Source organism: Serratia sp. CY71090 (genome assembly GCF_052166845.1).
Taxonomy (GTDB): domain Bacteria; phylum Pseudomonadota; class Gammaproteobacteria; order Enterobacterales; family Enterobacteriaceae; genus Serratia; species Serratia nematodiphila.
The window spans coordinates 398302-411683 of sequence record NZ_JBJNOA010000001.1 but is presented as its reverse complement, the minus strand read 5'-3'; the positions used below and the strand labels follow the sequence as shown (position 1 = coordinate 411683).

Here is a 13382-nt window from a genome sequence, read left to right as displayed (position 1 = left end):
AATACAAAAAGGCATTTTAATTAACATCAGAAATGGCAATTAAAACCTTAAAAACCATGAAGATAAAATCACCTTCTCGTTCAATAAACCCATGGTAAGCAGAAAAAAAACGCCGATTATTGACCTATTTCACAAACCGATCCCGGTTAATAAGTTATTTAATGTTCTTTATTTACTTAATTAATCTTATGGTGTTTATTATTGAGATAATCTTTATTTGGCGCCGCAATTCACTTACATTCACTTAGCATTTTTATTGCAATTACGGGTCGCACTATGGAATGGCTGAACATCCTGATCGTTGAAGACGAAACGCCACTGGCGGAGATGCACGCGGAGTTTATCCGCCAGAACGGCGGCTGCCGCCAGATTTGGCTGGCCGGCACGCTGGCGCAGGCGCGCGCCATGACCGAACGCTTCAAGCCGGACCTGATCCTGCTGGACAACTTTCTGCCCGACGGCCAGGGCATCACCCTGCTGCGCGAACTGACGCTGAGCGGCTATCGCGGCGGCATCGTGTTCATCACCGCCGCCAGCGACATGGCCACCGTGGCCGAGGCGTTGCGCTACGGCGTGTTCGACTACCTGATCAAACCGCTGGCCTATGACCGGCTGAGCCAGACATTGCAGCGCTTCAGCCAGCGCCGCGAAGCGCTGAAAGACAAAGCGCGCCTCAACCAGCGCCGCATTGACGAGATGTTCAACACCTACGCCCGCGGCGAACAGCAGGCGGCGCTGCCCGCCGGCATCGACGAACTGACGCTCGGCAAGGTCCGCGCGCTGTTCGCCGAGCCCGCCGCGCGCCACACCGCTGAAAGCGTTGCGCAAAAAATGGGGCTCAGCCGCACCACCGCGCGCCGTTATCTGGAGTTTTGCACCGCCGCACAGCAGCTGCGCGCCGAGATCATTTACGGCAAGGTGGGCCGCCCACAGCGGATCTACCGCGCTGGCGAGCCGCATTAGCGGTTATTTGATCGCCCTTGCAAGGTTGCGTGTAACCGCTTTACTTTTTATGCGCCGGTCAGCATCTTGGTGAGCATCACCTAGCCGACTGGACGATCGCCGATGCCCGCTGAACCCCTAGCTTCCCTGTCCGAGATCCTCGCCCGCCGTGACTGGCAAAACCCGGCCTGCACCCACTACCGCCGGCTGGACGCCCACCCGCCATTCGCCAGCTGGCACACGGTGGAAGACGCGCGCGACGATGCCCCCAGCGCCAGCCGCCGGTCGTTGAACGGCGAGTGGCGTTTCAGCTACTTCCCGCGCCCAGAGGCGGCGCCGGAAGGCTGGCTGCAGCAAGATCTGCCGGACGCCGCCCCGCTGGCGGTGCCGGGCAACTGGCAGCTCGCCGGCTACGACGCGCCGATTTACACCAACGTGCGCTACCCGTTCCCGGTCGATCCGCCGCGCGTGCCGGAAGACAATCCGACCGGATGCTATTCGCGCACCTTCAACGTCGATCCGGCCTGGCTGGCCGCCGGCCAGACGCGCGTCATCTTCGATGGCGTCAACTCGGCGTTCTATTTATGGTGCAACGGCCACTGGGTCGGCTATTCGCAGGACAGCCGCCTGCCGGCGGAGTTCGATCTCGGCCCGTGGCTGCGGCCGGGGGAAAATCGGCTGGCGGTGATGGTGCTGCGCTGGTGCGACGGCAGCTATCTGGAAGATCAGGACATGTGGCGCATGAGCGGCATCTTTCGCGACGTCAGCCTGCTGCACAAACCCGCCACGCACCTGAGCGATGTGCGCATCACTACGCCGCTGCATGACGGCTTTACCCGCGGCGAACTGGTGGTGACGGCGCGCGCCAGCCGGCCCGGCCCGCTGCTGGTGCAGGTTCAGCTGTGGCGCGACGGCGCGCGGGTGGCCGAGCGCACCCAGCCCCTCGGCAGCGAGATCGTGGACGAGCGCGGCGCCTATGACGATCGCGTCACGCTGCGCCTGCCGGTGGAACGCCCGGCGCTGTGGAGCGCCGAAACGCCCGCGCTGTATCGCGCCACCGTCGCCCTGCTCTCGCCCACAGGAGAAATTATCGAGGTGGAAGCCTATGACGTCGGCTTCCGCCAGGTGGAAATCAGCGGCGGGCTGTTGAAGCTCAACGGGCAGCCGCTGCTGATCCGCGGCGTTAACCGCCACGAGCATCACCCGCGCCACGGCCAGGTGATGGACGAGGCGACGATGCGCCACGACATCCTGCTGATGAAACAGCACAACTTCAACGCGGTGCGCTGCTCGCACTATCCCAACCACCCGCTGTGGTACCGGCTGTGCGATCGCTACGGGCTGTACGTGGTGGACGAAGCCAATATCGAGACCCACGGCATGCAGCCGATGAACCGCCTGGCTGACGATCCGCTGTGGCTGCCGGCGATGAGCGAGCGCGTCACCCGCATGGTGCAACGCGATCGCAACCACCCTTGCATCATCATCTGGTCGCTGGGCAACGAGTCCGGCCACGGCGTGAACCACGACGCGCTGTACCGCTGGGTGAAAAGCCAGGATCCGACCCGCCCGGTGCAATATGAAGGCGGCGGCGCCGACACTGCCGCCACCGACATCGTCTGCCCGATGTATGCGCGAGTGGATCAGGATCAGCCGTTCCCGGCGGTGCCCAAATGGGCGATCGGCAAGTGGATCGGCCTGCCGGAGGAGCAGCGCCCGCTGATCCTGTGCGAATACGCCCACGCGATGGGCAACAGTTTCGGCGGTTTCGAGCGCTACTGGCGCGCGTTCCACGCACATCCGCGCCTGCAGGGCGGCTTTGTCTGGGACTGGGTCGATCAGGCGCTGATCAAGCGCGACGAGCGCGGCGAAGAGTTCTGGGCCTACGGCGGCGACTTCGGCGACACCCCCAACGATCGCCAGTTCTGCCTGAACGGACTGGTGTTCGCGGATCGCACCCCGCACCCGGCGCTGTTCGAAGCGCAGCGGGCGCAGCAACTGTTCCGCTTCGCCTTCGACGCCGCCTCGCTGACGCTGACCGTCACCAGCGATTACCTGTTCCGCCACACCGACAACGAACAGCTCAACTGGCGGCTGGAGCTGGACGGCGTGGAGCGCGCCAGCGGCAGCTTCGATCTGGCGCTGCCGCCGCAGGGCAGCGCTAGCTTCACCCTGCTCGACCGGCTGCCGATGCTGCATCAGCCCGGCGAGCTGTGGCTGAACGTGGAGGTGGTACAACCGCAGGCCACCGACTGGTCTGAAGCGCACCACCGCTGCGCCTGGGATCAGTGGCGGGTGCCGCGCGCGCTGCATCCCGCGCCGCCGCCGGCGCAGGGCGTGCCGCCCACGCTGATTGAAGACGATCAGGGGCTGACCCTCACCCACGGCGACCAGCGCTGGCGCTTCGAGCGCAGCAGCGGCCACCTGACGCAGTGGTGGCAGAATGAGCAGCCGCAGCTGCTGACGCCGCTGCGCGACGGCTTTGCGCGCGCGCCGATCGATAACGACATCGGCGTCAGCGAGGCGGACCATATCGATCCCAACGCCTGGGTCGAACGCTGGAAGCTGGCGGGCCTGTACCGGCTGGAGGAGCACTGCGTGCGGCTGCAGGCGGATGCGCTGCAAAACGGCGTGCGGGTGGTGAGCGAACACCAGTTCGGCGTGGACGGGCAGATTTTGCTGATTAGCCGCAAGCAGTGGCTGTTCGACGCGCTGGGCGCGGTGAGCGTGAACGTGGAGGTCGAGGTGGCCGACGCCCTGCCGCCGCCGGCGCGCATCGGCCTGAACTGCCAACTGGCGACGGTGCAGCCGCAGGCGGAATGGCTGGGTCTGGGCCCGCACGAGAACTACCCGGATCGCCGCCTGGCCGCGCAGCACGGGCGCTGGCGCCTGCCGCTGGCGGATCTGCACACGCCGTATATTTTCCCCGGCGAGAACGGCCTGCGCTGCGACACCCGCAGCCTGCGCTACGGCGGCTGGCGCATCGACGGCCGCTTCCACTTCTCGCTCAGCCGCTACGGCCTGCAACAGCTGATGGCCTGCAGCCACCAGCATCTGCTGCAGCCGGAAGCAGGCACCTGGCTGCACCTGGACGGCTTCCACATGGGGGTGGGCGGCGACGACTCCTGGAGCCCGAGCGTGCACCGGGATTACCTGCTCACCGCCGGCGTTTACCGCTATCAACTGCGCCTGCAACGGGCGCCCGAGGGCTAAATCTGCCAAAAAACTCAACGGGTTGCGCATTCTGTAAGCAAACAGTCACAGAATGTGTAATCCGCCTTTGACATGCCTGCAGCGCCTCGCTATTATTCGCCCCGTTCACACGATTCCTCTGTAGTTCAGTCGGTAGAACGGCGGACTGTTAATCCGTATGTCACTGGTTCGAGTCCAGTCAGAGGAGCCATATTTAGAGAAGCCCGCTTAAGGAAACTTAAGCGGGCTTTTTGCTGTTGGGGTTAGCCATGGGCGGTTATGAGCAAATGTCCGAGGTCACCACCAAAGACAACTTTTTCAACATCAAGAACGCCAACCGCGACGTACTGTTGAGTGCGCACCGCATACCTCCACAGATAATGGGGATTATCCCGAACAACACCTACGGCTTCGAGGATGTGAAAAAGGACGCTCAGGTGTTTGTACGCAACGATTTAACGTCGCTGGTGGAGCGTATATATGAAAGAGGCGAACAACTGGATCGAAGAAGAGGTGATTAGATTCGCGTCGTATGAGTTGCCAACCGAATAAGCAAAAACCGCCAGTGATTGGCGGCCTCTGACTTTATGAGTATTTATTTTTTATATGTGATGCTACATGTTCTATTTCTGGATAAACACCACTTGATGAAATCCCCAAAGACTCCAGCTCAGCTATAATGCTCTCTTTACTCTCTGACTTTATTATTAACTTACCTTCAGGGTGGTTATATAAGTACGCAGGAGGAATTATTGGCGGCATTTTTTTCTCGCGGTCCATTCCAAAAAGCAGAAAAGCCCCATCCTGACGGATAATCCTTGGGTTGTCCATCTCTGGTTTAACACAAACGACCTTTTGAAAATCGTAAAAATAGACACTCTCTATATAGCAACCGTCCCTTTTTGCTGCATCCATAATCCTCCTCTTATTGATACTAATATCTTGGATGACCCTCAAGTCCTCTCTATTTTTGGGTCTTGACTTATCATCCAAACTAAACAAGTAATCTTGTTTACTCAGATTAGACAACAAAGACACTTCAGAATCATCATAATATTTAATTTCCGACTCATTTATATTAAAAACTATGACCTCCCCATCTTGTTTCTTTTCTGCCTCGCCAACACAAGCGAAGTACAATGCCATTAGAGCATTGGTTGTTATATCTAACAATCGAGTAGGTAATGCGTAGTGTTGCATCTTTACAAGATTTTGAAATGTTGTACTATTACCTCTAAACTCAACAGGACACCTAAGCATTATCTCCCTAAATAGTTTATGCTCATGGTTAATCCATCCTTTCCCTTTTCTATATATCCCCGGAACTAATTCATATCGATAATCAGAATGCCCTCTAAAATAGTATGCGCATCCTTTTTCTCTTTTAATTGAAAATACTTTTGTAACAAACTCGACTACACTACCTATCCTACTATCTTCTTCACTGGAAGAATTCCAGTTATCAAATTTTATTTTACTTATTTTTTTAATAGCGTACTCAAGTCGTTCAAACCCTCCCCTTAGCTCATCCATATTTTCATATGGAGCACTGTTGATGCGAACTCCGTTCTTAGTAATAACACTTATATAAGGCTTTCTAAAAACATCAAACTCAATTCTCCTACCATATTTGCCATCAGACAAAGCAGAAATAAGTTCTTCCGCACATAAGTTCGCATCTTTTTTATTAGTATAGTGTTCACTAGTATAAAGAACCTCACCATTCCTTGCCTTTACATTGTAATTATAAAGACCATCTTTTGATCTTTTAAATTCTAAATTCAGGGGGGAAACCATTCTTTTCACCTTTAAAAAAGCCAGCTAAAGCCGGCTTACAAATATCAGGAATGTTTTTCAATAACTAAATCAACACCCTCATTCAGCAGCTCATTAATAGACTGCCCGGTCGCCTGTGCGGCAAGGGCTAGCGCCTGATGGCGTTCCGGCGACAAACGGGTGGTTACTTTGCCGCTATACGACTTGTAAGGCTCGATGCCGTCTTTTTGGCACTCATCCAGAAAGACCGCGAGTGAGAGCGCGCCTTCTTTCTTCAGCTCGTCCACGCTGTAGGCGTAGAAGTCGGCGCCACCGTTCAGCCCGACAAACTCACCCCGGAACATTTCAATTTCAGGGTCGAAGTTGATGACGGCCGTATGGCCGCCAATTTTCAGTGTGTTGTTCATCATGGTTTTATTCCTAAACTATCCAACCAGATCCGAATGGAGTTAACCGCCCCCTTGTCAGTGGTAGGTCTGGGGTGTGGCCGATGAAAGACTCTTTTTTCACCTTTCAACAACACCGCGATCCTAGAACCTTCCCTTTCATGAATCTCCGCCCCTAATGCGGTAAAAAGGGCCTCAATATCAGACCACTTTATAGAACCGTTGACAGGCCGGGCAAACACATCTGACAGCGTTTTTTGGTGTCGTTTGTTCATGGGGTTTATAGTATCACTTCATGACACCACTGCAAGATTATTATAGTGTCATTTTTTGATGTCACTATTGGGCAATGTTAGCACCTGAGAGCGCCACTATGGTGTTACGACCCCAAGCAAATACTGCAACAGGTCGCCGTGACAAAGCGTAGGTGAGCATTTTGAATGCACTTTTAGCTATCTGCTCTAGCGAGCTATAACATCTGCTCCTGGCACAAGGCCGACCGCCAGAGTCCCCGCTCCAGCCATTTTCCACCCCGCTCAACGCCCGAGCAATCAGCTCCAGAGCGAAACAGCCCCCCTGCGTTGCCGTCGGTGTGAATCCACAAAGCGGTAACCACAATAACCGCCATAACGCCAATGTTCGCCCCCCCACCAGCGAAACCCACTCTTTTATCTAAGAAGATTCCTAACCCAGCTGACGGATATCCCTTCCTGACGCCAATACGCGGGTTAACCCGCCGTTTTACAGCAATAATCCTGTAAAAACAATCGATAAGCGAATTGTTCGCGCTCGGCAAGTTGCGTCTATCCTTTCGCTATGGGTGCCTGCCGCCCATCGTTCGCTGCAGCTCGCGGCATGCGCGTTTCTGGCTGTTCGGGTTTCGGTTTATTCCATCGCGCGCTTCCATTCACCATGTTGAATTTCAAAGCAATCTCTCAGCAACAAGGAGTGTTTATATGGCTTACGTCATTACCGACCGAGAAAAACTGCAAGCGATTTGGGAGGCCGCCAAAGCCGGCGACTGGCCGGCCGTGTATGCCGCATCCGTCGATGCGCTCACCGATCCCAACCATGCCAACCAACCCATTGATGGCGTGGATATCGCGGTCTATACCTGGATCAAAGGCGCCTATGGCGTGAACTCGAATCAGGGGGCGTTTGCCCATTACATTCGCGACCAAACCAAGTTGCAGTATGAGCTGCGCACCGGGCACGTGCCCGATGACTGGGAGGCGCGCATTCAGAATGCCTCCGACAACATCGCCAAAAACTTCGCCAAAACGCTGTTTGGCGTCGATCTGAGCAGCGATCCCAATGCGCCGCTGCCGGATGCCCCGCCCACCAGCGCCAAAGTGCCGGATATTCACGAGGTTGGCCTGATCGACGCCGGTGCGGCGGCGTCCGAAGTGTTCACCGACGCCTCCTCGACCGGCGCCCCCAACTATTCTCCCTGGGCCGGCACCACGCTGTTCTCCTATTTAGGCGACACCTCGTTCTTTACCGAATGGGTGGCGACCAACGACACCTCGGCCTTTAAGGTGGAAGGCGGGACTTACGATCTGATTGCCGCGGCGCAGGTCTCCATGCAGATGAAAAACCTCAGTTACGTGGTTGAAACGCTGCTGGCGGGCGAAGTGCCCACCTATTTGACCACCCTCGGCATTGGCCACGAGACCATCCGCCTGGCCGCCGAGGCGGCGCGTGATTTCTACACTGAGTCCTACGGCAGCAGCGTGACCGGCGGCGGCAGCATTATCCCCGGCAAGCTGGATATCGGCTCGGCGATTTTCAACGACATTGCCGACGTGCTGTCCACGCCGAATCTGTACCGCGTCGGTACGCTGCATGATGATGATTTCACGCTGGCGTTCGGCAATATCGCCGTTAACACCGGCAGCGGCGACGACACCATCAGCGTACCGCGCGGCTGGCAAAACAACGCCGGCAACTACGGCTGGACGGTGATCGACGGCGGCGGCGGCCACGATACGGTCGATTATTCCAGCCTGTCGCACGGGGTAAACCTGAAGTTTGACGCCCAGGGCAGCTACGGCGGACGCGGGGTAATCGAGAAAAACGGCATCGGGCTGTATGGCTTTAAGGACGGGCTGTACAACATCGAAGCGGTGAAACTGACCGACTTTAAGGACAACGTCACCTTTAACGATCGGGTGCTGACGCCGGCCAACGGTCTGGAGGTCAACCTGGGCAAAGGCTCCAGCGAGATTCGCTTCGAGCATGGTTATACCACTGCGCCGGGTGGGAGTGCGCCGCAGGATTATCTCGGCGTAAACCTGAGCATGCTGTCCAACGATGTGCCCTTCCCCAACAGCCTGCTGAACATTCCCGTGAAGCAGACCCACAATATCTACATCGACGACAGCTTCGAGCTGGGCTTTTTACAGGCCTCCTCCCTGTCTATCGATAACCACCTGCTGGCCTTCGGCGCCGAAGGATCAAACAGCAGCTTCTCACTGAATTACAACGCGCAAACCCATACGCAGGATCTGTCGATATTCATGCAGGGCGAAAGCGCGCTCAATCAGCACGTCGTCAATATCTACAATTGGGATCAAGGATACTTTGGCATCAATCTGGAGCAACCGGCCATTCAGCTTGTCGGTTTGCAAACCATTGCCCCGCAAGAGCTGGCGGCCGCCTAAGCGAAGCCCGCCGGGTTTACCGGCGGGCTGTTTACCTGCGGCGCGGCGGCTCACTCCCTGTCACGCTCCGCAATCCGCGCCATCAACGCCCCCAGCAAGGCCAGATCGACCAGCAGCGCCAGCGCGAAACAGGCTCCCTTTATCCCCGGCGCCGCATAGGTTTGCACCAGCGAAACGGCAACCACTACGGCCACGAGAGTCACCACCGTCGTCAGCCTGCACGCCACGACGAAGGCCCCTTTCTCCCCCCCTGCCGTGCGGTAGGCGACGCCCTGCCCCAGACCGCCGAGGGCGAGGCCCGGCAGCAGGGCCGGCCAGCCGTGGCCGCCGAACAGCATCAGCAGCATCAATAGCCATCCCGCCGCCGCCAGTAAAAAGCCGTGGCGGAGAATAGCCAGCGCAGGCCGGTTCCGCAGCGTCCGCCAGCGGGCCAGCGTGGCGCCGCCGAGAAACGCCAGCGCCAATGCCGTCAGCAGCATCAGGGCCGCGCCGATGCCCAGCAGATTTTCGGTCTTCAGCAGCAAGGCGCCCGCCGCGACCGGCACGCTGAGCGCCAGGGCGCTCGCCGCCGTTCCCGTGTGTTCCATGGCGCCCAGGGCGCCGTTGTTGATATAGAGGCTCATCGTTCACTCCGACATGATGGAAATGATGAAATAAATTCATTTCCCTGTTCACATGTCAGTAGCCTATCTCTTGTATAATCGGTCAGACAAACTCATAGTTTTCAGCCTTGGATGAGAATAATTCAGTCATGAGAAAAACCCGTTTGCCGCCGCTGGGCGCGCTGCGCGCTTTCCACGCCGTGGCCGTCTGCCGCAGCTTCAAACTGGCCGCCGAGGAGCTGGGCGTCAGCGCAACGGCGATCAGCCATCAGATCAAACTGCTGGAGTCGGTGCTGGCATGCCGGGTGTGCGAGCGCAGCGCGCAGGGCGTCAGCCTGACCGAGACTGGCGAGATCCTGTATGCCGGCACCCAGCGCGCCTTCGCCGCGCTGGAGCAGTCCGTCGCCCAAATCACCCGCGCCCGGCAGCCGCCGGCGCTGACCGTCACCACCACCTCCAACTTTCTCACCCACTGGCTGGTGCCGCGCCTGGCGGATTTCAAGGCGGAGTTTCCCGCCATCGATCTGCGCCTGCACACCAGCGTCGAGCGGGTAGATCTCAGCCAGCGCACCGTGGACGTCGCCATCCGCTACCGCGAAACGCCGGAAAGCGATCTGCACTGCACCCTGCTGCATGAGGATCGCTTTATCGTGGTGGCCAGCCCGGCGCTGGCGCTGGAGTGCATCGAAGATTTGCAGCGGGTGACGCTGTTTCACGTGGAGCATCGGCAGGTGCCCGCCGACTCGCCGACCTGGGAGAACTGGCGGCGGCGCTACGGGCCGGAAGGATTGAACGTGGAAGCCGGGCTGACCTTCAGTGACGAAACCCATGCGCTGCAGGCGGCGGTGGCGGGCCAGGGGGTGGTGATCGCCAGCCGGCTGCTGGCGCGCGATTTGTTGCAGCGCGGCGTGCTGGCCGCGCCGTTCGAGATGGCGTTGCCCGGCGCCAACTACTATCTGATGACCACCGAGGAGACCGCGCAGCGCCCCGATATCATGGCGCTGCGCGCGTGGCTGCTGCGGCAAATGGCGGCGGGCTAACGGCTCTCGGGGGCGATTTCTCCCAGGCGGATCGCCACGCTGATCGCCTGCGCGGTGGTGGCGGCGCCGAGACGTTGGCGAATGCGCCGCAGGTGGTTTTCCACCGTGCGTTCAGACAGGCCGAGCATCGCGGCGATATCCGCCTGCCGCCGGCCAATGGCGGTCCAGCTCAGCACCTCGCGCTCGCGCGCCGACAGCCGGCCCTCCCCCTCACCGGCAGCAGGTTCGAACAGCCTCCGCACCGCCAGAAAAGCCGCCGCGCCCACCAGCGACAGCGCCAGCCGCACCGGCGGCGAGGCGTCGATGCGCTCGCCCCCCAGGCTGACCGCCCCCTCCAACCCGGCGGGGCCGAATACCGGGATCTGCACGCCGTGCAGACCGGCGCCGCGCGGCGTGCGCACAATCCGGTAGCGCTCGCCCTGCTGCGCCCGGGTTTTGGTCCAGAAGAACGGTTCGGCGGCCCGCAGCATGTGCCGGGTCACCGGGCAGTGCCGCACGTAGGTCAACGCATCGACCGCCTCCCCCTCACCGAACCAGTCGCCCTCGACCCAGTAGATATGCTCGATCCCCGCCTCCGCCACCGCGGAGGCGGAAAACAGCACAAAGCGGTTGAAACCGAACGGCGCGGCGAAGGCGCGAACCCGCCCCTGAATGGCGGACAAGGTGCGCACGTGGTCCATCGCCAACGCCGTCTGGAAAGCGCGCTGCGCGATCTCGTCGCTCATCGCGCGGCGACGTCGGCCAGCAGCGTTTCTGCCGCCAGTTTGCCGAGGTTGTTGGAAGCCAGCGGGCTGTCGCCGGTCAGCAGGCGCCGATCTTTATGCACCTTGCCGGTGATGTCGGCGTTGACGATCTTAACGCCCAACTCACGCAGGCGTTCGCCCACCAGCCAGGGCATCGGGCCGGGGATATAGCCGATATCGATGTTGGCGCCGGTATCAAGCGAGTCCGGGAACACGCACATCTCATAGCCGCGATAGAGGAAATCGTCTTTGCTCTCGCCGATGCCCGCCGCCAGCAAACCGGCCGGCCCGTGGCACAGCGAGATCACGTAGCGATCGTGGTCATGCGCCCAGTGCAGCGTCTTTTTCACCTCTTCACTGAACGGGATATCGTTGAGCACGCCGTGGCCGCCGGGAATGAAAACGCCGAGGTAGTTGCCGCCATCCAGATCCTTCACCACTTCCGCCAGCTTTTTCGGCTGCTTGAGTTGGCTGCGGTACTTCTCATAGGTGGCCTTGACCGCTTCATCTTCATGCGGGAACGCCCACATCTCCAGCTTCACCGGATCGCCGGACGGCGTGGCGACGTCGATCTCGAAACCGGCCAGATCCAGGTGATACATCGGCAGCAGCATCTCGACCGGGTGATTGCCGGTGGAGAAGAACTTGCCGTTTTGCATCAGCAGGTAGCGCTCCTGCGAGGCGATCATCAGCACCTTCCACTTGCCGCCGCGATAGGCGTTCGGGTAGCTGGCGCCCGTGAAGTCGGTTTTGGACGAGGTGTATTGGCTGAGGGAGTAAGGGGATGGGAAAAACGCGTTGTCTTCCGCCACATCCGGGGTGGGATTACGATCGTTGGACACTGAATCAGTCATGATTATCTCCATATTCACCGTTGCATTGCCCATTCAGCTTAAATAACCGCCGGCAGGGCCGCAATGAGGGATATCCCTCAATCACCCTCGCGCTGGCGGCGCTCAAGCGGGGTACCATAGCCAATAAAAAGCCCCGCCCGGAGAAGGACGAGGCTCGCTCGCGCCGATCGAGACGGTGTGAGAGGATCATGAGGGCAGAGTGATGACAGGGTGCCGAATGCGCCTGCTCATGGCGCGACAGATGCCTTAACGTCGCGCTTGCGCGTTCTGCCAAATCGTTTCCAGCCCGGCGCGATACGTCGTGACGGCGAAATCGGGAAAACGCTGTTTGAACTTGGTCGAGTCGAACAGGTTATCGTGCTCGTAGCGCGGCAGCAGCTCGCGCATCTCTCGCGCCCCGGACGAAAACAGCCCTGCGGCGATCAACGCCCATTTGCCGATAACGGAATATGAAATGTCCTTCCCAAACACCTCGCAAGCCAAGGCGGCGAACTGCGCATAGGTGAGCCGCTCGTCGCAGCACGGGAGATGCCACGTCTGGCCGAACGCGTCGGGCGTATTGCCGAGCCGAGCTAACCCGCGGCTGGCGTCGGGCGTCCAGATCAGCGTGCGCAGCCTGTCATCGCGAACCGGCACGCGCGGTTTTTCCCCCGCTTTCAGCCTGTCGACGATCAGCGCATTGGTGAAGCTCTGCGTTTTCCCCGGCCCATAAAACTCGGGCGCACGGCCGATCAGCACGGGGATCTGCCCCCGCTTCATCTCGTCGAGCACCCTCTCGGTCATCAGAGCGCGCACCCGTCCCTTGCGCCCCCGAGGCGCGAACGGCGTCGATTCCGTCTGCGGCTCGCCGTTCTGCGGATACATATAGGTATTGTCGAAATAGACAAAGGGCACGCCCGCGGTACGGCTGGCGTCCAGCGCATTCTGCAGCATGGTCGGAAATTGCCGCTCCCACAGCGCCGAATCCGGCGGCAGGCCGGCGGCGAAATACACCACCTCACTGCCCTTCACCGCCGTCAGGGTCTGCTGTGCATCGAGCAGATCGGCCGCAACCAGCGTATCGCTGTCGTTGACCTTCCTCGGGTTGCGGCTGACCAATCTTAAATCATCGGTGTACGCGCGCTTCAGTTCACGCGCCAGCTCTTGGGCGATCTGGCCACTGGCGCCCAGGATCGTTTGCATTG

Annotated in this window: 11 protein-coding genes, 1 tRNA gene and 1 pseudogene; 6 read left to right on the top strand and 7 right to left on the bottom strand. The window is 59.3% G+C overall.

From position 1 onward, the window contains the following. Positions 1-276 precede the first annotated feature (276 nt). The 4 genes and pseudogenes from dpiA to ACJ8OK_RS01935 form a co-directional block, all read left to right on the top strand. Positions 277-963, top strand: coding sequence for a two-component response regulator DpiA (gene dpiA, locus ACJ8OK_RS01950; RefSeq protein ID WP_021505854.1), 687 nt, complete (start codon positions 277-279; stop codon positions 961-963). 102 nt (positions 964-1065) lie between these two features. Then, on the top strand, positions 1066-4155 hold the full coding sequence (locus ACJ8OK_RS01945) for a beta-galactosidase (RefSeq protein ID WP_442530357.1): 3090 nt from the start codon (positions 1066-1068) through the stop codon (positions 4153-4155). A 114-nt stretch (positions 4156-4269) separates the two neighbouring features. After that, a tRNA-Asn gene (locus tag ACJ8OK_RS01940) sits at positions 4270-4345 on the top strand. Positions 4346-4421: 76 nt separating this feature from the next. Continuing rightward, positions 4422-4686, top strand: a pseudogene (locus tag ACJ8OK_RS01935) (phage portal protein); the annotation flags it as partial. 33 nt (positions 4687-4719) lie between these two features. Here the strand turns inward: ACJ8OK_RS01935 and ACJ8OK_RS01930 are convergent. The 3 genes from ACJ8OK_RS01930 to ACJ8OK_RS01920 are packed head-to-tail and all read right to left on the bottom strand — an operon-like array spanning position 4720 to position 6571. After that, positions 4720-5931, bottom strand: coding sequence for an FRG domain-containing protein (locus tag ACJ8OK_RS01930; RefSeq protein WP_079007630.1), 1212 nt, complete (start codon positions 5929-5931; stop codon positions 4720-4722). 44 nt (positions 5932-5975) lie between these two features. Continuing rightward, entirely contained in the window at positions 5976-6320 is a 345-nt protein-coding gene (locus ACJ8OK_RS01925) for a type II toxin-antitoxin system HicB family antitoxin (RefSeq protein WP_021505859.1), read from the bottom strand. Then, the gene (locus ACJ8OK_RS01920; RefSeq protein WP_071605322.1) at positions 6317-6571 is read right to left on the bottom strand and encodes a type II toxin-antitoxin system HicA family toxin; all 255 of its coding nucleotides are present in this window, start codon (positions 6569-6571) and stop codon (positions 6317-6319) included. The genes ACJ8OK_RS01925 and ACJ8OK_RS01920 overlap by 4 nt, the downstream gene beginning before the upstream one ends. Before the next feature lie 681 nt (positions 6572-7252). On the opposite strand from ACJ8OK_RS01920, the gene ACJ8OK_RS01915 reads away from it, so the two are divergent. Continuing rightward, positions 7253-8959 carry a hypothetical protein gene (locus ACJ8OK_RS01915; protein WP_033632620.1) on the top strand — a complete coding sequence of 569 codons (1707 nt, stop codon included), beginning with the start codon at positions 7253-7255 and terminating at the stop codon, positions 8957-8959. Between the two features lie 50 nt (positions 8960-9009). Here ACJ8OK_RS01915 and ACJ8OK_RS01910 read toward each other — a convergent pair whose 3' ends face one another. After that, on the bottom strand, positions 9010-9582 hold the full coding sequence (locus tag ACJ8OK_RS01910; RefSeq protein ID WP_235363217.1) for a hypothetical protein: 573 nt from the start codon (positions 9580-9582) through the stop codon (positions 9010-9012). 128 nt (positions 9583-9710) lie between these two features. On the opposite strand from ACJ8OK_RS01910, the gene ACJ8OK_RS01905 reads away from it, so the two are divergent. After that, positions 9711-10601 (top strand): LysR substrate-binding domain-containing protein, encoded by an 891-nt coding sequence (locus ACJ8OK_RS01905; protein WP_082996611.1) that lies wholly within the window; start codon positions 9711-9713, stop codon positions 10599-10601. Here the strand turns inward: ACJ8OK_RS01905 and ACJ8OK_RS01900 are convergent. The 3 genes from ACJ8OK_RS01900 to ACJ8OK_RS01890 form a co-directional block, all read right to left on the bottom strand. Further along, a complete protein-coding gene (locus tag ACJ8OK_RS01900; protein WP_311266008.1) occupies positions 10598-11326 on the bottom strand; it encodes a PA1136 family autoinducer-binding transcriptional regulator in 729 nt (242 codons plus the stop codon). The genes ACJ8OK_RS01905 and ACJ8OK_RS01900 overlap by 4 nt on opposite strands. Beyond that, positions 11323-12198, bottom strand: a complete 876-nt coding sequence (gene hchA / locus ACJ8OK_RS01895; protein WP_060559881.1) for a glyoxalase III HchA — start codon at positions 12196-12198, stop codon at positions 11323-11325. Before hchA ends, ACJ8OK_RS01900 begins: the two co-directional genes overlap by 4 nt. 246 nt (positions 12199-12444) lie before the next feature. Next, positions 12445-13380 carry an NAD-dependent epimerase/dehydratase family protein gene (locus ACJ8OK_RS01890; RefSeq protein WP_442530356.1) on the bottom strand — a complete coding sequence of 312 codons (936 nt, stop codon included), beginning with the start codon at positions 13378-13380 and terminating at the stop codon, positions 12445-12447. Positions 13381-13382: the final 2 nt, after the last annotated feature.